Source organism: Nostoc sp. DedQUE04 (assembly GCF_034530995.1).
Lineage (GTDB): Bacteria > Cyanobacteriota > Cyanobacteriia > Cyanobacteriales > Nostocaceae > Nostoc.
In genome coordinates, this window is record NZ_JAVRCA010000008.1 from 1 (window position 1) to 21,609 (window position 21,609).

At 40.1% G+C, this 21,609-nt stretch carries 24 protein-coding genes; 11 read left to right on the forward strand and 13 right to left on the reverse strand.

Annotated elements, in window-relative coordinates; all coding sequences use genetic code 11:
• Together RM049_RS07430 and RM049_RS07435 are read left to right on the forward strand one after the other, a co-directional pair.
• Nucleotides 1–660 (forward strand): hypothetical protein (locus RM049_RS07430; protein ID WP_322703706.1); only part of this gene is annotated, 660 nt, incomplete at its 5' end.
• Between the two features lie 145 nt (nt 661–805).
• Nucleotides 806–1,282 carry a hypothetical protein gene (locus tag RM049_RS07435; protein WP_322703707.1) on the forward strand — a complete coding sequence of 159 codons (477 nt, stop codon included), beginning with the start codon at nt 806–808 and terminating at the stop codon, nt 1,280–1,282.
• A gap of 560 nt (nt 1,283–1,842) precedes the next feature.
• Here the strand turns inward: RM049_RS07435 and RM049_RS07440 are convergent.
• Nucleotides 1,843–2,295 (reverse strand): hypothetical protein, encoded by a 453-nt coding sequence (locus RM049_RS07440; protein WP_322703708.1) that lies wholly within the window; start codon nt 2,293–2,295, stop codon nt 1,843–1,845.
• 61 nt (nt 2,296–2,356) lie between these two features.
• The gene (locus RM049_RS07445) at nt 2,357–3,526 is read right to left on the reverse strand and encodes a site-specific integrase (protein ID WP_322703709.1); all 1,170 of its coding nucleotides are present in this window, start codon (nt 3,524–3,526) and stop codon (nt 2,357–2,359) included.
• 346 nt (nt 3,527–3,872) lie between these two features.
• Here RM049_RS07445 and RM049_RS07450 point away from each other — a divergent pair, with 346 nt between their 5' ends.
• Both RM049_RS07450 and RM049_RS07455 read left to right on the forward strand, forming a co-directional pair.
• A complete protein-coding gene (locus RM049_RS07450) occupies nt 3,873–4,562 on the forward strand; it encodes a Uma2 family endonuclease (protein WP_322703710.1) in 690 nt (229 codons plus the stop codon).
• A 141-nt stretch (nt 4,563–4,703) separates the two neighbouring features.
• Nucleotides 4,704–5,090, forward strand: a complete 387-nt coding sequence (locus tag RM049_RS07455; RefSeq protein WP_322703711.1) for a hypothetical protein — start codon at nt 4,704–4,706, stop codon at nt 5,088–5,090.
• Between the two features lie 70 nt (nt 5,091–5,160).
• On the opposite strand, the gene RM049_RS07460 is transcribed toward RM049_RS07455, so the two are convergent.
• Both RM049_RS07460 and RM049_RS07465 read right to left on the reverse strand, forming a co-directional pair.
• Nucleotides 5,161–6,123, reverse strand: a complete 963-nt coding sequence (locus RM049_RS07460) for an ankyrin repeat domain-containing protein (RefSeq protein ID WP_322703712.1) — start codon at nt 6,121–6,123, stop codon at nt 5,161–5,163.
• 378 nt (nt 6,124–6,501) lie between these two features.
• Nucleotides 6,502–7,860, reverse strand: a complete 1,359-nt coding sequence (locus RM049_RS07465; RefSeq protein WP_322703713.1) for a lipid-A-disaccharide synthase — start codon at nt 7,858–7,860, stop codon at nt 6,502–6,504.
• A 708-nt stretch (nt 7,861–8,568) separates the two neighbouring features.
• Between RM049_RS07465 and RM049_RS07470 the strand changes: the two genes are divergently transcribed.
• Both RM049_RS07470 and RM049_RS07475 read left to right on the forward strand, forming a co-directional pair.
• Nucleotides 8,569–10,950, forward strand: a complete 2,382-nt coding sequence (locus tag RM049_RS07470) for a hybrid sensor histidine kinase/response regulator (RefSeq protein ID WP_322703714.1) — start codon at nt 8,569–8,571, stop codon at nt 10,948–10,950.
• Nucleotides 10,951–11,056: 106 nt separating this feature from the next.
• Nucleotides 11,057–12,358, forward strand: a complete 1,302-nt coding sequence (locus tag RM049_RS07475; RefSeq protein WP_322703715.1) for a sensor histidine kinase — start codon at nt 11,057–11,059, stop codon at nt 12,356–12,358.
• 49 nt (nt 12,359–12,407) lie between these two features.
• Here the strand turns inward: RM049_RS07475 and RM049_RS07480 are convergent, their stop codons facing one another.
• Nucleotides 12,408–12,959 carry a 2'-5' RNA ligase family protein gene (locus RM049_RS07480; RefSeq protein ID WP_322703716.1) on the reverse strand — a complete coding sequence of 184 codons (552 nt, stop codon included), beginning with the start codon at nt 12,957–12,959 and terminating at the stop codon, nt 12,408–12,410.
• 116 nt (nt 12,960–13,075) lie between these two features.
• Here RM049_RS07480 and RM049_RS07485 point away from each other — a divergent pair, with 116 nt between their 5' ends.
• The 5 genes from RM049_RS07485 (at nt 13,076) to RM049_RS07505 (ending at nt 15,497) form a co-directional block, all read left to right on the forward strand.
• Entirely contained in the window at nt 13,076–13,411 is a 336-nt protein-coding gene (locus tag RM049_RS07485; RefSeq protein ID WP_322691217.1) for a KGK domain-containing protein, read from the forward strand.
• Nucleotides 13,412–14,025: 614 nt separating this feature from the next.
• Nucleotides 14,026–14,220: a hypothetical protein gene (locus tag RM049_RS07490; RefSeq protein ID WP_322703717.1), complete on the forward strand. Its 195-nt coding sequence runs from the start codon at nt 14,026–14,028 to the stop codon at nt 14,218–14,220.
• Nucleotides 14,221–14,451: 231 nt separating this feature from the next.
• Nucleotides 14,452–14,658, forward strand: a complete 207-nt coding sequence (locus tag RM049_RS07495) for a helix-turn-helix domain-containing protein (RefSeq protein WP_322703718.1) — start codon at nt 14,452–14,454, stop codon at nt 14,656–14,658.
• A gap of 13 nt (nt 14,659–14,671) precedes the next feature.
• A complete protein-coding gene (locus RM049_RS07500) occupies nt 14,672–14,992 on the forward strand; it encodes a hypothetical protein (protein ID WP_322703719.1) in 321 nt (106 codons plus the stop codon).
• Nucleotides 14,993–15,206: 214 nt separating this feature from the next.
• Nucleotides 15,207–15,497 (forward strand): hypothetical protein, encoded by a 291-nt coding sequence (locus tag RM049_RS07505; RefSeq protein WP_322672587.1) that lies wholly within the window; start codon nt 15,207–15,209, stop codon nt 15,495–15,497.
• Here RM049_RS07505 and RM049_RS07510 read toward each other — a convergent pair whose 3' ends face one another.
• The 8 genes from RM049_RS07510 to RM049_RS07545 all read right to left on the reverse strand — a co-directional run bounded on the left by RM049_RS07510 (nt 15,498) and on the right by RM049_RS07545 (nt 21,419).
• Nucleotides 15,498–15,863 carry a hypothetical protein gene (locus RM049_RS07510; RefSeq protein WP_322703720.1) on the reverse strand — a complete coding sequence of 122 codons (366 nt, stop codon included), beginning with the start codon at nt 15,861–15,863 and terminating at the stop codon, nt 15,498–15,500. It lies immediately after the preceding gene.
• Between the two features lies 1 nt (nt 15,864).
• Entirely contained in the window at nt 15,865–16,317 is a 453-nt protein-coding gene (locus RM049_RS07515; RefSeq protein ID WP_322703721.1) for a hypothetical protein, read from the reverse strand.
• On the reverse strand, nt 16,318–16,587 hold the full coding sequence (locus RM049_RS07520) for a hypothetical protein (RefSeq protein WP_322703722.1): 270 nt from the start codon (nt 16,585–16,587) through the stop codon (nt 16,318–16,320).
• 3 nt (nt 16,588–16,590) lie between these two features.
• On the reverse strand, nt 16,591–17,181 hold the full coding sequence (locus RM049_RS07525) for a hypothetical protein (RefSeq protein ID WP_322703723.1): 591 nt from the start codon (nt 17,179–17,181) through the stop codon (nt 16,591–16,593).
• Nucleotides 17,182–17,286: 105 nt separating this feature from the next.
• Complete coding sequence (locus tag RM049_RS07530) at nt 17,287–18,174, reverse strand: hypothetical protein (protein ID WP_322703724.1); 888 nt, start codon at nt 18,172–18,174, stop codon at nt 17,287–17,289.
• A gap of 2 nt (nt 18,175–18,176) precedes the next feature.
• The gene (locus RM049_RS07535; RefSeq protein ID WP_322703725.1) at nt 18,177–20,612 is read right to left on the reverse strand and encodes a hypothetical protein; all 2,436 of its coding nucleotides are present in this window, start codon (nt 20,610–20,612) and stop codon (nt 18,177–18,179) included.
• Nucleotides 20,613–20,643: 31 nt separating this feature from the next.
• A complete protein-coding gene (locus RM049_RS07540) occupies nt 20,644–21,063 on the reverse strand; it encodes a hypothetical protein (RefSeq protein WP_322703726.1) in 420 nt (139 codons plus the stop codon).
• On the reverse strand, nt 21,063–21,419 hold the full coding sequence (locus RM049_RS07545) for a hypothetical protein (protein WP_322703727.1): 357 nt from the start codon (nt 21,417–21,419) through the stop codon (nt 21,063–21,065). The genes RM049_RS07540 and RM049_RS07545 overlap by 1 nt, the downstream gene beginning before the upstream one ends.
• Nucleotides 21,420–21,609 lie beyond the last annotated feature (190 nt).

Here is a 21,609-nt window from a genome sequence, read left to right on the forward strand (position 1 = left end):
ACGACCTCTGTGAGGGCTGGCAGCTTGCAAAAGAGACTTAACGGGAAAAGTCAGATAGGTGTATCAGGTTCTTGTATTTTCAGTTTTTTGCATTCCAATGCGGTCAAAGCTTTACCTGGCAACAGTTCTGAATTTTCGGTCATAGCTGTAGAGGGCAGTAATAAACCAGTTAATATCGTGCCTATTGAAGTCACTTCAGGCTTTTGGTTAAATCAAGCATTCAAGGATAATACTAAAGCTCAAGCATTGATATCAGCGTGTATGCAAGAGGCACTACAACGGCGTTGTGATGCTGTCTTCAAGGTAGCCAAGACTGAACAACAGTATGAAGCGCAAGCATCTATTAATAGGGAATCCTGGGAACAAACAAGACAGTATTTAAGAGAGTCCCATAATGCCTTTACTCTTGCTTGTTCAAGATGGAAATTTAACGCAGCACAAGCGCATGATTCAGTTACTCTTGCTGTATGCGGTAAAAAAGCCTCTGAACTACGAGAGCTGGATGTGATAGAGGGCGCTCCTGATATCGGATTAAATCATATTGAGAACCTAGAAGCAATGAATAAGATAGCTAAGGTGAAGAATAACTTTGCTAGATACAAAAAAGGCAATGTTAGAGAACGCATCATTAGAGCGCTATTTGATGCCATTAAGCAATAAAAATATCCTCTAACGGAATGTAAGCCACTAAGAGGATATCGCAAATAACAAGACTCTCTCAATAGCTGCGAACTAACGAGAGAGTCCTATGCACTAAAAACCAGTGCTAATAATATTCATTCTGACAACAACAATAATACTAACAATGAAAAACAATATCGTACAGTTCTACAGACCCATTACCTTCATTTTTTGCTTAGGTTCATTGAACTGCTGGATAAGAGAAATATGTGATGAATACAGCTTGCTATCTTTGACTTGGGACGGGCAAAAGCTTGTATGTTGCAAAATAGACCCTATATGGGCTGAAGATTATGCACAAGAATTAATAAGTGCAGTATTGAGACAAGTTCCTATGAGCTTGCCAGATGAGGAACCCTTGGATATAGAGTACGCTAATGACCCTTGTAAATTGGGTGCTACCTTAGATAACACCCGCGATAACACCGCTGATGTCATCCAAAATGACACCCATTCTGTAGCATACTCAAGACCACATATTCAAGATGACAATGACCACGTGATAGAGCTTGAGTTAAGGGCAAAAGAGTGGGCGCTACGTTATCCACACGTAACAGTGGAACAGTGGAAAGCAATCTTTCTTGGCAACTTACCCGATTAAGGGTCAAGGGTTAATCGGTTTGTCGTGAGTTAGCTACTCGCTAGCAGAAAAAGTTATTCTAAAACCTTAAGGTATTAGAAAAACATTTTCTACTAGAGGCTGTATGGCTTTATGTTTTTGGGGTTTTTAACTCGCGGCTGAACAAGTAACTCCTAAGTTCATCGTTACATGGCTTTTGGACTAGCGCGAGAAAATCCCTGTCTGTGGATGCCGTGATTGACCATGAACACCCTTAAGCATCAAAACATACCGTTAACTTGGTGCAAGTGCCTTAAAGGCGATTTTGTCGCTAGGTGTTAAAGTTTGCTCACTTACGCAAGGTTCGAATTGTTGTTTTTTTTGCCAACAAATAATGGGTATTTGGTTGGTACAAGATACTGATATACCCCATAAAAAAAGATGACATCCTGTGGTGTCATCTTAGATAGTATCACGGGTGTCATCTAAGATGGCATCCGTTTTTTATGGGTATACCCTACTGCTTCACAATCGCTGGAAGGCTGATTCTATCGATATCAAGCCTGAGGTAATGCTCTCGGATTATTTATTCAATCAATGGTTTATTGAATTGTTTTTACTGGCACTTTAGCTTTGTCGTCTTTTATTTGGTAGTCGCTCGGAAGGTGTTTGTAATGCTTCAATAATTCCACTAGTTGCTGAGGTGTTATTCCACGACCATTCCTCCTTATAAAGTACTCAATACTTCTAATATGCACCCCGCTAATTCGGGCATTCATCCAATCTTTATCGTCAAAGATTAACTCACTACTACTGTAACCACCAATCTGGGAAGAGTGCCCATTGACAAACATAATAGCTAGTGATGAAAGTATCCTGTCACGAGTGACCTCCTTTAGTCGTTTATATTCCACAACGATATACCCTTCCGATGTCTCATAACGTGTCACCTCCTTATATCGACAATTCATTTCAATGACTTGATATTCGTGAGAGTGTTCAATAACAAATTTATTAGATGGCTTTGTTTTGCAAAGCTCATGATATGTCAACATTGTTGTACTCCTATATGCATAAGTGATACGTTCTTTGACGATTCAACGACACAATGCAGAATCAACTGCCTGGCATCATAACATCACTAACATCACCCAAATATCTTTTGGCAATCATGTTGGGAGAATTGCCTACCCACTTAGCTATCATTACGCTATCAACGTTACTTCTGACCATCATTGTTATAGCAGTATGTCTCATCTGGTAAGGATTCCTATACTCAATCTCCGGCAAAGTCTCAAGTACAGACTTCCATGCCCTATTAGCAAAGTTATGCCAGTCAATAAGACCACCTTTTTTAGCAGGAAATACGAAATCATCAAGAGAACATTTATCAGGTTTGATAGCATTAATGACGGTCTTTATTTGGCTGTTTACTGTAATGGAGCGCTTTGATTGGGTCTTAGTACCTGCCTCTATCTCGCCACTTGCTGTTAGCTTTTGACAGAAGGTAATCTTCGTTCCTTTGATGTGTTTCCATTGCAACGCAAGTGCTTCCTCTGGTCTACATCCAGTAGTAAACAAGAATTCCACCAATGGAGCGTAGTAGTTATAGTTTGTATTCGCATAAAAAGCTTTAATAATCTGCTTGCGTTCATCATCGCTAAAAGGATTGATATCCTCTTTAGTTCCTGATTTTTTTGTCGATGGGATTAAGTTTCTCAATCCCTCAAAAGTGTTTGACTGTAACTTGCCACTAGCTACACCCCATTTACAGCAAGCATTTATCAATTTCCACTGCTTCTCGATACTACTAGTGGATGTACCTTTATGGTCTTCTACTAGCCAGTGCATTACAGCAACAGCATCTCTCGCTAACTTGTGAGGGCATTTTATAAGCTTGTTTTTAATGCGGTCGTAGTCAATCATGCTGTTTGCCATCAAGGTTTTAGACTTGAAACGGGTATAGTCTTCAAACAGTTGCAGTAAATCAACCGCATTCACTGACAGCCTTGCAGCAACAATCTCTCTTGCTTCTTCAGCGTCCTGTATAGCGGCTTCCTTTGTTCTGCCTTGCATTGCATTAGGCTTGTACTTTGTCAATGTGGAGTCAAAATATCCGGTTGTGCAGTCTTGGTAAATTCGATTAGCAATTTCTTCAGCTTTTGCAAGTGCTAACTTGTCGTGATAACTTGCTCCGGGTGTGGGGCTGAAACTATATCTTTTACCTGCGTGGGAAAACCTGATGATTATTGACCCGTTATTCTCCCTTGGTGTAATTTCTCTCATATTTGCCACATTTCTTACTTGTTTACACTATTCTGGCATAAAACTGGCATAAAAAGACATCGAAGGAGTCAGTGTTTAACGTAAAACTCTTAACTAGCTTGGTTTTTAAGCAATATTGAGATAGGACTGAAAATCCTCGTGTCACCGGTTCAAGTCCGGTTCCTGGCATCGAATACAGCTAAAAACACTTCTGACATATTGCATAAGCAAAAGAGTTGCCTGCAAGTTGTTTTTAGCTGGGGTGGAGAACGCTATTAGAATGCGTTCCTTCCCTACACCCTTAGCAAGTTGAATTTACCTATAATCAAAGATAATCAAAGAAACCGAAGCCACTGCGGTAATAGTCATGCTGTCAGAAAACCTTAAACTCGTTGGGCTTCCAAGCACTGACGAACTAGCCTGCTCGGACGATATACCTGTGGATAATGAGGATCAAAATTTTCTGTCCAACATTCTACTGTTCCTATTAACCTCGATTTGGGCAACGCGCACCGATTGGTTTTTCGGCGTAGACATGGCAATCTACCACACAACAGGGGCTAATGCGAGAGTTCCCATAGTACCAGATGGGTTTTTGAGTTTGGGAGTCGATCGCAAAAAAGGTGGTAAATCGCGTAGAAGTTACGCTGTCTGGGAAGAAAATGAGGTAGTACCGATACTAACATTGAAGATGGTATCCCATTCCCCAGGAAGTGAATACGACGAAAAGTTAGAAATTTATCGGAAACTTGGCGTACTTTACTACATTATTTACAACCCCGAATATTGGCAACGCGATCGACATCAACCATTTGAAATTTACAAATTGGTAGATAAAAATTATCAATTACAAATTGGCGAACCCCATTGGATGCCAGAGGTTGGTTTAGGAATTGGACGACATCAAGGTGTTATTGGTGGAATTGGTCAGGAATTTCTATCTTGGTATGACGAACAAGGAAATCGGTATTTAACGGCAGAAGAAAAAGCAGAAAAGTTTGCACAGCATTTACGTTCTCTTGGTATTGACCCCGATAATTTACCCAGCAATCCGTAAATTAGGTTTGCTTCAAGCTAAAAAGCGGGAATTTGTTAAGTAGTTGAAATCTTGTCAGCTTTTATGCTTAAAATTGCACAAGAGGTTTATTTAGCATCTACTGACAGCTAAAGTTAACCCTTTGCAGGACTACCCCAAGCAATGCTGACTGAAATTTTACCTTTCCGTTTTGAGTTAGACACGATCGCGATCGCTGGAGCGAGTTTGTGGTCATTGGCGCTATATCTAGGTTTTTCCAAAGTCAATGAATGGGTAATCGAGCAACTCAATCGCTGGTTTAACTTTGCCGAACGATCGCTTTATACCAGCGAGTCAGAATTTGAAAAGACTCGTAAAGCCAGAGAATCCCAAAACGCTTTCTACGCCTCACTGTTTAGCATTGTGCCTTTTTTGGTAGTTGGCGCTTTAGTTAACTGGGGTGTAGAACTCAGTTTAGGGTCTAGTTGGGGAATCAGCTTAGGTATACTTGCGTGTATTAGTTGTGGCATTTTTGAACTGGGACGACGCAATGGCGAATCTTCGGATTAAGTGCTGGTCTTTAGAAGTTCACCAAGATTGTTCGAGAAGCTTTTTTAAGCGTGGCTTGATATCATAATACCTATTCTTGTCCTCCATAGCTTTTGAGTAGCCTAATCATTTCTTCAAAATTGATTGATTTTGCATAAGCAAGAGGAGTTTTGCCATTACGATCTTTAGCATTTATATTTGCACCCTTAGATATCAAAAATTCAGATGTTTCTAAAATATCTTTTAAATGAATACGTGCCTTACCTTCTTTAGTATTAATTTGTGCTTTATAGTGTAGTGCAGTTAAACCTTTATCATTTGTTGCATTAATATTTGCACCTTTTGCAATGAGAAGTGCAGCAATATCTTTTCTGTATGCAAAATCAAGTGGTCTTAAGCCCTCAGAACTCACATTGTTAACATCTGCATTCATGGAAATTAGTAGTTCGACGTATACTTTACAACCAAATCCAACTGCTGTATGCAATAAAGGAAATGGCGAACCCCAAGCATATGGGGCATATTTAGGTATCGGCTCATTAATCATCTGAGGATATTTTTGAATACCTCTAAATAAAGACTCTATTATTTTTTTCTCTCGACATGTTTCTCTGCTTACAGGAGGAATTAATATTAATACCTTTTCTTCTTTGATAATTTCTTTTTTTGTAGCTTGCTGTTTTGCATAACTTAAATTCTTACTATATTCAGCAATTTTTTTCTGAGCGATCGCATAATTTTCGCTATTATATGGTATAGTTCTCATCAAATTTATTGCTTCTTGCCATTTACTATAAACTAAATTCCAATCATCCTTAGATACAGATGATTGACTTATAGTAGTAGCGCTAACAGCTGCATCTAGTGCATCTTGAAAAGTATTTTTAGGCGATTCTGATGAAATTTTAGAATTATTTAGAGACAAAGATGATTCAGCTTTTGGCGAGGAAATGGGTGATTGTACTGTTAATTGCACTTTTTGTGGTGATGAACACCCAGCTAAAAAAATTACCAATAAAATACTTGTATAAGCGGGTACTAAAAAAAATCGCATCAGGATAATTGTATTTAAAGTATATATTTTAGGACTTACGCAAACTCTACGAATTCTTGGCGTTCTTCTCTACGAGACGCTGCGCGTTGGCAGAAGCCGTAGAGAAGGCGTCTTGGTGGTACCCTTCAGCAAGCCGCAAAGCGTCTACGAGAAATTAAGCTTTTTGGCTATTTTTGCGTAAGTCCTGTATTTATTACTTTCTATAATTCCCAACCGAAAGTGTAAAACAACACGGCTATACCTTTTCGATTTTTTGATTGGTTGACCATTTATCGTGATGTGTTTGTTACTTATAAAGCCAGTTTGGGCTACATTTGGGCTTAATTTTTGTCTAAGTTTCACTATTAAAAATTCAAATTAAATTCTGCCAAACTGTTCCTACTTCCCAATCTCCTCACCAACAATCTGTGCTATCTTCTGCGCTGCACCGCTTTCACCGCGAATATTTCGGAGTTTAGCGCGCATATTATCCAATTTTTCTGGATTCGCCAAAAAGTCTAAAACCATTTCTCCAATATCTTGTGGTTGAACTTTACCCATAATTTCTGGGACTATCTCTTCTTGTGCCCAGATATTTGGCCATGCTAATAAACCTTTACGTCTCACAAATCTCAGAAATGACCAATTAATCACCTTAGCGCATAGCGTACCGACTACTGGCAGATTTGCCAACAATCCAGGTAAACCATCCCAAGAACGCATGGCATCAAGTTGCTGCGTTGGCAGTAAAACAATCATTGGCACTCCTAAAGCACCAAGTTCAGCAGTGTTTGCACCCACCGTAGTCAAGCAGATACAGCACTGGGATAATAGGTGATATGCAGGATTTTCTTGCCACAGTTCCACAGTTAAGCCCGTTGCAGTTTTGAGCAATGCCTTGCCTTGAGCATCCTCTGGGATAATTAAGGAAGCACCGCCAAAGCCAAAGATTTCAGCAATAGAGTTCTTTTGGGGATTGGCAAAACTAGCTAAAGTTGGTAAATCCAAAGTTGGGGCTACAGGAATCACAAATCTGATTTGCGGTCTTTTTGCATGAATGTATTCGGCAATAGCTAAACATAATGGTACTCCTTGGGCTAATTTTGCTGCTTTTGAACCAGGGAGTAACCCAATCAATTCAGTCTCTTGTTCTACTTTGTGGGTTCGCCCTTGGCGTTCTCGAATAGTAGCCGTTGACGCATCTATGTCATTAGTCATTTGTCCTTTGTCGTTTGCTAAGGACAAATGACCAATGACTAATGACGAATGACTACTAGCTTCTAGCATCAAATCACCGACAACAGTGAATTTGTGAGCATATTTTGCTGGGACTTTGGCTGCTACTTCGGGTTTCATCACGCCAAAGCGATCGATCCAGTTATGCCAACGAGCTTCCCATTCAGCGTAAACAACTGTGCGGTATCCGAGCTTTTTGCCTATAATCACTGGAAAAATTTGATCGCCGCCCAAAAAAACGATAACACCGCGACTTCTCCAATCCCAATTTTCAAATGTTTTGCCCCAAAGCAAAAATTGCCAAAAATGTTCTGCTCCCTGAACTCTATCTACTTCGGGGTAAGAAAGAGCGATCGCTGCTTCTTTACCACTGGCATTTGAGCAAGGCGATAATACCACAGAAATTCTCACTACAGAACGGTCATCCCCTAGTTCTTGCCGCAACGCCTTTACTACTGGACGCACCCAGGTTGTTACTTCACCTGGGCCATTTGAAAGGATCAGAATATCTACTTGAGTCATTAGTCAAAAGGCAAATATTACCTAATTTGTTCTTATGCTATAGGTATATACTGTAGCTTGTTAATGAGATTTGATAACCTCTTTCACATTAATTTTGCATAGAGTTGGCAGTTATTTAATCGCTACCACTGTCACCTAGATTGCGACTACTGGCTTTCACCTACATTTAGTTGAGATTACCCAATCATCCAAAAGTTTTAATTTTAAATACCTATTTTACTAGATAAAAATTGACCATTTTATAAAATTTAAATATCAGTAATATTATCTAATTTATCAAAAAAATATAGCGATAAAGTTGATTATTATATTTTCTGTAAAATATATTTTTGGAATTTATACCATTTTTTTAAGGCTGCGCCAAACCCTTTTAACTTATTTACTTTCTTTATTTCTTTGTATTTTTTGCGTCGTTTGCGGTTCGTTTTTCTTTTTTATTTCTTCTACTTAAAGATGGTTTAGCGCATCTTCATACAGAATTGGTATTACCCGATGGTAAGCCTATACGTACTTCGCAATACAGGTCTTTAAAGAATGGTTAGCAAAGTTTAGGGTATTGACAATCGCAGCGATGGGTAACAATCATAGCTGCAATTATTAATAATTTTTTGGGCAATCTAAATATAGCCCTTTTTTTTGCTTATCAAACCCATTATTTAGAGGGTGAACCCTGCGATCAAAGGCAATTCCAGCCCATCTGACATTAAAATGTATTCTTCACGCAATTTACTGATTCGATTTATTCTTGGCGGCACTACTCTTCTTGTGAGTATTTCTGCTTATTTTAGCTATCAAGCTGCTCGGAAAATAACGCTACAAGACTTGAGAGGAAAAGCTTTTTTAGAGGTACAGAGAGGAGTTGATGAAATTGAGGAGTGGTTACATATTCGCAAAGTCGAGGTACAAACCCTTGCTCATACTTCAACTGTACGCTCCTTAAACTGGTCTATAGCAGAACCTTATTTAAAGTCAGAAGTTGAGCGGATCGATGAATTTTTCTTTTTCCAAATAGTTACCCCGGATGGTTCGTATTTTAATACTAAGATTGGTCGGTCAAATAAGAATATTAAGGATCGAAACTACTTTCAAAAAGCATTAGCGGGAAAAAGCAACATTTCCGATCCCTTTATCAGCCGTTCCACAGGTATTCCTTTAATTGCGATCGCCACTCCAATCTGGTCTGATTCTCCTACCAATCGTTCACCGATTGGGGTTTTCCACGGCAATGTTAAAGTCGATCGCATTGCAAAGGTGGTTAACTCGTTGCGCTACGGCAAGAACAGCTATGCATTCGCCCTCAATTCCCAAGGAGAAGCGATCGTCTATCCCAACTCAACCTTAATGTCAACGTTAGAAAAACCTGCACCCAGCCTGCTGAAAATTCCAGATCGGAATTTAAATGCGATCGCGCAGCAGATGGTAAAAAAACAACAGGGAATTCAATTGATGGAAATTGACGGCACTAAAAAGTATGTTGCTTATGTACCGTTACAAGAAGCTAATTGGTCTGTGGCTTTGGTAATTCCGCGCCAAAACATTGAATCTCGGCTACAATTCCTCGATCTGATCGCCCTAATTGTGGGCGGATTGACAGCGATTATCGTCACTGTCTTGTGGCAGGTACAAGCTTTTGAACAAGCTCAACTGAAAAAATCTAAAGCAGCGGCTGATACCGCAAACCGGGCTAAGAGCGAATTTTTAGCCAACATGAGCCATGAACTGCGAACGCCCTTGAATGGTATTTTGGGTTGCGCTCAAATTTTGCTGCGTTCCAAAGCTTTGCCAGAGTCAGAGCAATATCATGTAAACATTATTGAACAGTGTGGCTCTCATCTACTGACTTTAATTAATGACATTTTGGATCTTTCCAAAATTGAAGCGCGAAAACTAGAACTGAATCCTCAAGATGTGCATTTTCCGTCTTTTTTACAGGGTATTGTCGAAATTTGCCAGATTCGGGCAGAACAAAAAGGCATTTTGTTTGTCTATGAACCCACAAGCAACTTACCCACAGGAGTTCATGTCGATGTCAAAAGGTTACGTCAGGTTCTTTTGAATCTGCTGGGAAATGCCATTAAATTTACCGATGAGGGTAAAGTTAACTTCGAGGTTGAGGTAATCGATCGACTGACTGCTGATGAACAGACAGAGAAATATCGCATTCACTTTAGTGTAAAAGACACAGGAATTGGCATAACTCCAACCCAATTGGGCAGCATTTTTCTGCCATTTGAACAAGTAGGTGAAAAAAAGCATCAGATAGAAGGGACGGGGCTGGGTTTAGCTATTACTCGGCAGTTGGTGCAGATGATGGGTAGCGATATCCAGGTTAAAAGTGAGATCGGTCAGGGTAGTACTTTCTGGTTTGAAATTGCGATCGCCCAAGCCAACGAATGGGTACAGTCTGCGATGGCTGTATCCAAGGGGCAAATCATTGGCTTTGCAGGTAGACCCCGCACGATCTTAATGGTGGACGATCGCTGGGAGAATCGCACAGTAATTACAAATTTACTGCAACCATTGGGTTTCAAGGTGGTTGAAGCCAGCAACGGTAAAGAAGGTTTAGAAAAAGCGATCGCCTTGAAACCAGACCTAGTGATTACAGATTTACTGATGCCAGAAATGGATGGGTTTGAATTGATTAAACACCTACGTCATACCCCAGATATCCACGATATCAAGATTATCGTCTCTTCTGCTAGTGTCTTTGAAGCCGACCAACATCGCAGTCTGCAAGCAGGAGGTGACACCTTTTTGAGCAAACCTGTACAGGCAAATGAATTACTGCATCAATTAGAGTGCAATTTAGGTTTGACATGGATTTACCAGCAATCTGAGGAACAAAAAATTAATTCTTCGCCTACAACACTTGATACACCAGATAAATTGACTCCTCCTTCACCCGATGTATTGCAAGAATTGATGAATTTAGCCAGTAAAGGTAACTTCAATGACATTTTAAAATGGGCAGATAAACTAGAGGAAACAGACGCAAAATTCACTCTCTTTGCTAACCAATTGCGGCAGCTAGCGAGGCAGTTTGATGAAGATTTAATCCTTAATTTTTTGAGCGAAAATTCAAAGGATTAATTTTCCTAAATTTATGGTGATTTTATGCCGTGAATTTTGAATTGAGAGTCTTCTCCTTTAACGTTTTGCAAAGAAGCAACGTGAATCAATATAGGATAGAAATATTATGACAGTAACTATAGGCGACCAAAAAAATTTCCTAAATAGCAATCCTAGTAGAGGAATTATTTTAGTCGTGGACGATAACCCTGCCAACTTACAAGTTTTATCGAGCTTTTTGGATCAGTCTAGCTTTGAAGTTTGGGCAGCTCGCAGTGGTGAAAAAGCCATTCAGAGATTAGACAATGATAATTTACCTGATTTAATCCTGCTTGATATCATGATGCCGGGTATCGATGGGTTTGAAACTTGTAAATACCTCAAAAGTGAAAGCAATCCCCGTATTCGGGATATTCCGATCATTTTTATGACTGCTCTTTCAGATACTGCTGACAAGGTTAAAGGATTGCAATTAGGAGCCGTAGATTATATTACTAAACCTTTTCAGTATGAAGAAGTATTGGTGCGAATAGAGCACCAACTGAAACTGAGAAATTTGACGAAAACCTTGATTGACAAAAACGCCGAATTACAACAGATTCAAACCCAACTGATTCAAGCAGAAAAGGTCGCAACTTTGGGTCAAATGACAGCAGGAATTGCCCATGAAGTAAATAATCCCATCAATTTTATTGCTGGAAACTTGCATTTTATTGAAGAGTATTTCCAAGAGGTTGTTAATTTGCTCGAACTATATCAAAAGTATATACCCGATCCCCCGGATGAAATTCAAAATGCTATTAAAACAAAAGATATCAATTATTTGTTAAATGATTTATCCAAAATTATTCAATCTATGCAAATAGGTACAGATCGCGTTACAGAAATTGTGTCATCCTTGAATAAATTCTCTCGACACGGAGAAGCAGGTAAAAAACTGGCTAACCTCCATGAAGGTTTAGAAACTACACTACTCATTCTTGGACATCGACTTAAAGCAAATGGTCATCGTCCAGCAATTAAATTAATCAAAGAATATGGAGAATTACCACTTGTTGAGTGCTATCTAGGCGAACTAAATCAGGTTTTTATGAATTTGATTGGTAATAGTATCGATGCAATTGAAGAAATCCAAAAAAATCAATATTTTGATGAAAACTTTCGACATATTGGGATGATTTGGATTAAAACTGAAGCAATTGGAGAGCGAGTTATTCTCAAAATTGCAGACAATGGCTCAGGAATCAGTGAAGCAAACCAGACAAAGATATTCGATGCTTTTTATACTACAAAAGTCATCGGTAAAGGAACAGGACTAGGTTTATCTATTGCTTACCAAATTGTAGTTAGCAATCATCACGGTAAGCTAAATTGCCATTCAACACAAGGTGAGGGCACCGAGTTTGTGATTGAATTACCTATTCTATAAATTAAAATCCTAAATTCTACCCACATTGGCTGAATTATTAGTTGCAAGCTCAATTACTACCAGAGAAAAAAGCAAACTCTCGTTTAATATTCCAGCGCTTCCCGTCGTGAAGCAGCAAGGTTAATTTGTCAGCAGTAAACTCAAAATGCAACTGACGATTTTCAAATTCTGGCCAAGCAGCTTTAAAATTCTGCTTTGTTAAATCCCGAAATGCAACCGTTAAATGGGGGGAAAAAGGGCGGGTTTTAGAAACTTTATCAACAATTCCCAAGTTGCTTTCTGTATAAGCCATTAAATCAGCTTGCAAAGTTAAAAGTTCTTGACTTTTGACGACATTAATGTATGTGACACGAGGTACAAAGGCATCAAACCCTTGCAGTGTAATTGCTACTAGCTGTTGTCCACTGGTAAACTCCTTCAAGGATGCTTCTAATAGTGGCAAGTTATCATCTGCCCATTCAAAGGGCGGTTGCAGGGTAATATGAGGCGGAGACTTTAGCGCCCCGCTACTAGCATAGCGTGAGGCAAAGTATTGCTTAATCTCGTTGGCGTAGTCTTGAATATCTTGCGGTGGTAGGAGGGCAACAAAAAAGCGGCTCATATATCTATATCAATTATTTTTATTGCTTAATAATTGGTGGTTAATGGGAAAACTTAGGAAAGATGGATCGAGTTGGCGCTTGATCCGTCATGTTGTTTACTGAAAGAGAAAATTAAATGAGCGATCAAATTATTCTGTCTGATGAGGATGTTGTTTCTATGGCTCAGGATGCTAACTTGACTGGGGCTTCAACATCAACAGGTGAAGAATTGATGCAACGTCTGAAGTATTTAGTGCATAGGAACAGCAACTTACAAGCGGATAAGGCTTCAGATTGGTTTGAAGATGGTGCGAACTGTAAGCTTTTACTGGCTCAGGGTGGCGGCTGGCAGAAAGGTAAAATCAGAATTCTCTTTGAATTTGTTTCTGAGAACCCGAAACCAACAAAACCATTGATTTCCACTAACTCGGCATCTCCACTGGATGATCTACGATCGCACCTAGAAGTCTAACATTCACAGATGCGTTGCTTCTGCTGTTTTAGTGAAATCTTCAGTAAATCGCTATAGTTCGTGTATATTGCTACTTGTTTGCTACTCAAAAATAGTCATAACTAAAGCAGGATGTTATTGTAACTGGAGTTAAGAAGCCAATGCCGTGGTTTGTAAAAATAGGAGTAAACCTCGTCACAACAAGCTTTTTATAGAATTCAGTCACGTTTCTACTCATTTGCTACTCAAATGCACTGTCTTTTATGAGATTTTTAGCGATCGCAAGCAGGAATTTTGCTACTCAAATGCTACTCATTTAGAGCAATGGACTCTTAATCTATTGGTTGCGGGTTCAAATCCCTCGTCACCCACTACTTCCAGCCCTTCAAAAAACCCTTTGACTAATTCTTGACTAAATTGAGCAAACGCTCTCTTCCGAAAGCCTTGTCTATCAAGGGTGAACAGCGCCAAAGCTTTGACTAACTTAAATAAAAACGATTACTGCCCAGTGGACTTTCTCGTGTGTCCATAGCCAGTTAAAATTTAAAAGCTCACACGCCAGGGCCGCTTGACCTTATTCCCGGTTCCGGTGGTATTGCCTTGGCTTTAATATAGCAAGTGACAAAAACGGGATTATGGAAGAACCAACAAACAGTAAACCAATAATCGCAGCAATCATTGATTCACAAAACTATCTTTACGAGCAATTAAAAGAACAATTAGCAATAGAGGATAAAACTGAATATGAATTAATTACGTTGGGATTAGCTCTATACAAATTAGGCTCAGAATGCTTAGAAAAAGCAAATTACAAGCCTCAAGACAGTTAAAGTGTGACAAAAACACAATTATGCCATTTAAAATTTTTGATAGCCCTTACCATGCGGCTATTGACCGGGTATCGCGTATTTTGTCGCCCAAGACAATCTATAGAATTTTAACAGAGGGTTATTTCTTAGGTTTTCAGAAATTGCCTCCAGATGTTTTTGTAGCGGCTTGTATTATTGTCTGCTTACATAGAATTTCTAAGAGTCCATTAGCGTTATTTACTTTTGGGAAGTATGAACGAAGATGAAGCTAAAATTTATAATTTATTACTAAAGACTGGCCCGTTGAGAGCCGTCCAGATTCATGAAACCCTAAACATGGGATTTCATCGGTTATATCCAGCCATACATCGGCTTAGAAAGCAGGATTTTATCCAAGGGCGTAAGCAGCCTGGGAACCAGTTGACCTACGAGCTTACAGGGCTAAAACCTGTTGAGTGACAAAATGGAGATTATGACTAATCGGTACTATTACAAATTAGAAGGACAAACCCCGATTCCTGTTGAGTCCTTCATGGAGTGGTCTTTGTGGATAATGTCAGCTAGCACCACGGTTATGATCAATGAACTTAAAGACTCTATAATTTCAACTAGATTCGTGGGCATAGACTTAAACCCTGGCAGCAGCAACTTGCTTTCTCAACCGATGATATTTGAAACATTGGTCATGGGTGGGGTAATGGATGGAAAAAGAAACTTCTACCCCACTTGGGATGAAGCAATACAGGGGCATCTGAAAATATGCACACAAGTTTTTAAGCTTTCAAATGACTAGAGTGAATCCCCAGTGAGTTAATCTGGAAACGCACATGGGAAAACAGCGTCCGCTTGCCCGTACACTACACAACGCCTGTCAGAAGGTAGTGGACATAGTGCAGGAGAAGGTTAACTCTTCTTCAGGATGGGAGGCAGGGAATAAATACTTGTGCATTCCCTAATTTGTCTAGAGTCCCCATAAAAGTTTCAGTTACCCTGAATCCCCACAAGACATGAATGAATTAACCATCGCAGAAGATCCAAAACAATTTCTTAAACAGATGATGAGTAGTTTTTCGGAAAGGATGTGGTCTGCTGGCTGGCTTTCAGGGCTTGAGTTTATCCTATGGAAAAAGGTCAGGTCATGCTCAGATGACCTAACCTTACGAGAAATAGCTGACTTTAATTTTTATGCAGGATTGGCTGGTGGGTGGTGGATCTGGGAAAAAGATCAAAAGTCTGAGGTGTTTGTCACTCTAGATCGATGGCTAGAGATTTACAACCAAAATGTAAACTCCCAGTAACTAAAACTTGTCATCTCGGATTTGGAAATTAGATTGTTTGTTGAGAAACCCCGCAATCTGCTTGACCCAGTTAGCAAGTCGGTCAAACTTGTGCTTGACCATGTTTTCAATACCGTTAAGCCGATATTCAACGAAAAGCTTTTTTTCGTTGTACTCAGTTAGATGCACGTCTAATTTTCTTTCAACAGTGTAGAGGCGATCGACAAAGTTATCTTTAAGTTGATCGACAGCTGTTAGTACAGTAGACTCAACTCGGTTAATTTTAGCGTTGATATTTGCCTCTACCTGTGCCAATCGGTAAATTGCTCCTACTAAAGTAAGCAGTCCAAGAATAATGGTTAAAGCATTGTTAATATCAATTTTCATTTTATATACCCAGCGATGTTTTTATCGCTTGAACATCATCTTCTAGGGTTGTCGTATCTATTCCCTCATATTGGTAAATAGCAATATTGGCATTGATAAACCATTTAGGAACTTGCAGGGACAGGAAGTAATTAGTATTCAAATCACTAAAAAATATTAAATTAAACTTACCTAAAAATAAGCTTTCAGGTTCACCGACGAAACTTGCACCCAAGCCAGTTGTTAAACTGCGGCGTAAATATCCTGCATAGTTCCAAATTTTTCCTACAGGAACAGTAGTGTTGACAGACACAGCAATGATGGGTTTATCAAAAACTACGGGAATATTTATTTCAGTTATCCTTTGATATATTGGTTTCCCTGCTGAATCATTTAAGTAACTTACAGCAGGGAAAGAATCACTGTATTGCAAATTCCAATTACTTTCTATCCCTAGCTGTAAATTCCTACTCACTTATACCCCTCGGCACATTATCAACTCGACATGATCGCAAAATTCACCCACTATTTCGTAAGGATTCTGTACCCCATGTAATTGCAGCTTATCGCAGTAGTCAGCTAGAGAGATTTCATTCTGTAACCATTGTCTTGCTGCTTGGTTACACCCAATCATCCCAGCGAATTCTGCATCGCTGGCATCAATATCAATCTCTACTGCTAGTAAATCAATATCATCGCTGGGAACCCATAGAAATCCTTCTCTCTGGGCTATTGGGCTATACATGGATTAAATTCCTTCTGGGGTGAACTTGTAGGATTTTTTGACTGTAGCGGTGCCGGCATTTTTCCAAGCACTTGCGCCACTTGCCCTAGTTTTAATATCCAGAACAGCTGTGTCAAAATCCTCAGACATCGTTTTCCCACCAAAGGGCATTGATACTGTATCAGTTGCAGGCTTTTTATAAGTAGCTCCAGTGATACGGGAGACACGATCAACAAAAGATTCTTTGTTGGTAAAACTCAGCTTAGCAAACTTATATTTGGGGTTTTGCAAAACCACAGGGGTAGTTCCGGCCGCTGTGAGGAAATACTGCCCAAGCAATGCAGTACGCAGAGCATTGGCTACATCTTTCCCAACAGCCGTGCCTTGGGTCGCGTCTAAAATCTTAGATGTCTCAATGTAGGTAACGATTGTGCCGGTAGAGTTGAAGGGAATAATAAAACCATCTGCAAACACCGGTTTAGCTCTGCCAGTACTAATGCCCGGAATTGCGTCATACAAAGCTTTTTTCTGTTCTAAGGTCTTTGCCTGCCAAGCTTTGTAAGCATCATATCTAGCCTTTTGGCTTTCATATCTGTTTAACGCTCTAAAACCCATATTGATTAATCTCTCGTTTAGATTTTTTTCCAACATAGGCTAGTTTTTAACGTTATCCGTTGTGGTGAAACCTAATAGGTTTCAAAGAAATTTCCCGACCGAATTTCACAGCCACTCTACTAACGACTTATTTCTAAGCGTGGTATCAATCAGGAATATCGGAGAAACCAAATTACCTAAAGAGATATAGGCGTATCGAAATCGGAGTATGGCAACTGGTCTGTATCGCCTGTTGTTGTACTGTTTTCCTAAGATAGTTGTCTTTCCAGCCGTGGCAGTAGTTGTACTGGCTTTGTCTGGATCGTTTAGCAGAATATGGCTGTCACCCTTGTAAGGTACATCAATTGCGTTACACATTTTTGAATATATACTTACCGCATCAGCTTTAGAGTTGACCAACAGATAATTCCCTTTTGCAAAACCGTTATCTGGATCGGTGTAGCTTGCTGATTTATTCCCAGTGGTGTAAGTAATTCCTTTTTTATTATCTAAAAATAAAGTTTTAATTTCGTTTGCAATTGCGGTCATATCTGCTTTAGTAATAGCCGGCTTTGCACCTTCACTTGAGCATGAAAAATTCATCAGCCTACAACTTTTTTCATGCTCGATTAATGGTTCGTCTATTGGTTTAGCTGCTGCGTCCTGCGAGAAATATAAAAACAGTTGGGGATGACCTGCCACAGGTGGGGCTGTATCAAATTTTGAGCCATAAACTATAGCTAAATTCTTCCTACCATATCCCAACAAATCAAACAATAAATGATGCCGCAAATTCATCATTAATTGATTGTCATTATCAACCATTGTGCAAGCAACTCTTAAAGCGCTGCGAGGGCTTGCTATATTCGGTTTCCAGTCATTTCCTAAGTCAGAGAAATATTTTTGAACGAGTGCATTGTGTTGAGGTATATAAATTTTTTGCAAATGCTCAAAAGGATCAAAATTGTCAGGCAAGGAATCTTCTGGAGGTGGCTTTGGTATTATGTCAGACATTTTTAATCACCCCCATCGAAAATGTCGTCAAGCACTAGCTGTAAGAAATTAGTGGAATCAGCTTTTGCTTGATCGCCTTCAGTCTTGACCACAGCAGGATCGGGAACATCTAGACCGGGTTTGTAATGAATTACTGTGCCATCGGCGTTGTGAAGTGGATGTTCTTGCGCGTCTGTAGGATCTTTCTGTGATATCTCTCGCTTTAGGTCGGCGACACTACTATCAACGCCGTCCTTTGCAGCAACTAAAGCGATAGGAATCGCAGTGACCAAGGCGATTGCTTGCAAATTCTCACCAACGAGATTCATTTGATTAAAGAATTTTCCTTTCAAATTTGGTTGAGGATTCATATAACTGTAGGCATTTTCGAGAAGTACTCCACCCTTGCGAAGTGCGTTACCAATTTTGCCAACATTCCCGCCGATCACCTCTAAACCCGCAGTTAAAATACCTCCAAGTCCTAGCACTTGGTTATGGATGTTTAGTGCAGCCTGGTAAATACGGTTAGCTTGATCCCACTTTTGTTGTATTTGAGCTGCTGTTGCCTCTCCTACGGTGCTGACAATGACTTCATGTACAGCCTTTCCAAGTACATTACTAATGCTTATTGGCGTTCCATCAAGTCCTTTCGGCAGGATAAATGCTGTTACTTGGTCAATAATCATGAATAACGTTTGACCGAGATTGGAGGACAGCATTAGCGCATTGTGTACCGTTGTTGCAAAAGTTAAAACCGCCAGGGCTTTTTCAATGTATGTATTTTCAGCAACGGCTGTCACTAATCCACTAATTCCACCTGTTACCTGTTGACCTAACTTATTGTTGATGACGTTTAACAGTGCTAAATTTGCGCCATTCACAACAGCACTTGAAGCGCTGACCACAGTAGCAAAACCAGTATTTACTGACGCTTTAATACCCGCTATTGCACTTCCCAATACACCCTGCGTTTGTTGATGTTGTGCGGCGATAAATGCCTTTAATTCAAATACTTCTGCTTGTCCCATATCCTTCCCGTCCTTACCATCTCTGCCAGGGAATCCGTTTCTACCGTTAATACCATTTCGCCCATCTCTACCAGGAATGCCGGGTAACTGAACTTGTACAACAGTGGTGATACCGTTCTGTCCGTTCGTGCCGTTCGTGCCATTTCTGCCAGGTAATCCCGGCAGACCGCGATCGCCTTTGTCACCCTTGAGGCCTCTCAGTCCTTGCAGTCCTTTAACCAACTGAACTGTGGCGATTACCGTTGTTGCGATCGCAAGTGCTTCACCTGCCTTTTGCAATGCTTGTCCACCGAGTTTTGCAGCCTGCTGCCCAATTCCTTCTGCTTTGATGCCTTGTTTGTAGGCTGTGGTGGCATTTTCATTTGCTGTTGCGGCATTACGAACCGCACCGTCAGCTGTCAATTGCGCTTGTTTGGCATTGATTAAAGCACTTTCAGCTATGCCTTGGGCCCTAGCAGATGTCACCTGTGCTGCCCCTGCCTTTAAATTCGCCGCCTCACCAATACCTTTGGCATCTTGGGCGATATTTTTCACTTGTGCGATTGTAGTTTCGTTGTTACCGATCCGGTTTTGAAGTCCCAGGAGTTTGCCAAGAACGCGGGATAAGTCGTTACCCAACGCCACTACACCGTTTTCTACTGCGTCAATGCGATCGCCAAGAATAACTAGTGTTTGTAGTTGCTCAATTATGGTAAATATCGTGCCGATAACCTGAAAAATCTCCAGAATCCTACCTGCTAGTCGCCCTGTGGCTGCTAAAGCTTCTGAGCTTATACCAACTGCTTTTGCAGCATTCGCTACGGCAGTCGCGGTTTTTGATTCTAGTACGCCGATTGCCCTACCTAACCCATCAATTCGAGAACCGACACCATTTACTATCTGCCTTAACCCTGTCGCCTCACTAGCAGCATTAATAACAGCGTTTGTGGCTTTTGCAGATTCAGTAATTGCCTGCCCCGATCGTGATATTGCTTGATTGGATAATCCTTTCGCCAGTTCTGCGTCTTTGGCTGTTTTTATGACTTCAGACAATGATTTATTGGCAGTAGATTTCGCGCTATTGGCTGTACTTGCTACGTCAGCAATAGCGTTATTCATACTAGCTAATGTTTTTTCAAACCTTGCATTCTTTTCTAGAACTTCAGTTGTTTGAGTTACAGCTTTTTTAGCGGTAGCTTCGTTGTCTCCGATGGCAGCTTTCATTTGAGCTAGCGTAGAAGCAAAGCCAGAATTTCTAGATTCTATTGCTGCATTTACTGCTGGTTTTAATTGTGTTGTCAATGCTGCACCAACAGCAACAGCAACAAGCGATTGAATGCTATTACTACCACCTGGCTTTAATGACAATACGTCTCTTTTTAGTGCATCAATTTGTTGCTGAAGCTTGTCGCAACAATCACACTTTCCAGCGCAATCAAGCGCTGATTGCATACTCCCAATCACGCTGGACGTACTCATATATTTAGCCGCAATTCCTATTTTTTAATTGATTAGAAAGACCTTCAATTTGCGCCCAGTCACTATTAGAAATACACTTACCACTGCAACCAGTACCGCAAGCTGTCTCGCATTCCGATAGCGTCTGGTAAAGTCCCAGAGTTCCGTGTACCGTGCTTTTGATGCAAGCACCGTTAATGCAATCGTATTTGATATCTGGTAGAGGATCAGGAACGAAACTTTTAGAAACAATGTATCCATTGCCCCAGTTTGCAAGAAAAATTCTTCCATCACACGATGAAATCAAATTCATAGTTGGACTTGCGCTAACCAGAATCGGATTGTCATCTGCAAAGCCAGGATAAGTTTCTGTATAGTCGCGGTTTCCAGTGTTATACAGTCTAGTTATTAAATTCCAAGTCCCTGATACACCACAATTAGCCATTAGTAATTATCCGGGTCAATTGTTGAACTTGTATCGAGTTTTGCAAGGTTGATTGTCAACTGATCGACCCTATAAGAATCATTGTTACTACCTCTAGTCGTAAAGCTAGAAAATCCCTTATCAATATAAATACTTTGGTCGGTATTTGTACCAAAGTTTGTTTGTGTTAAATAACTTTGTGCGTTCAGATTTATTGCTGCAAGATGTCCTTCTGCGCTTGCACTACCCGGTGTAGCTAGTCCTGCTGTTTGTAAAGCGCTATCAGGAATAAACAGCCCTGCGCTTGGTGTTGTTGCACCACTTGCTAAACGTGTTGCACCTGTTCCAAAAATTTGAACAATTGTAGGTTCTGGCATGAAACGGATTTTTTTATGAAGTGAATAAATCCGTTGTATGAACTAATCAAAATAATGTAAATGTTCCACTTTTATGTAAAAGCAGCACATTTGCTGAGGACGTGGAACCCTTGCAGTGAATAGGATTAATCCAGATTTTGCTATTAGCTAAAAATAGAAATATTCCGGTTTAGCCATTGGGAGTGGTTAA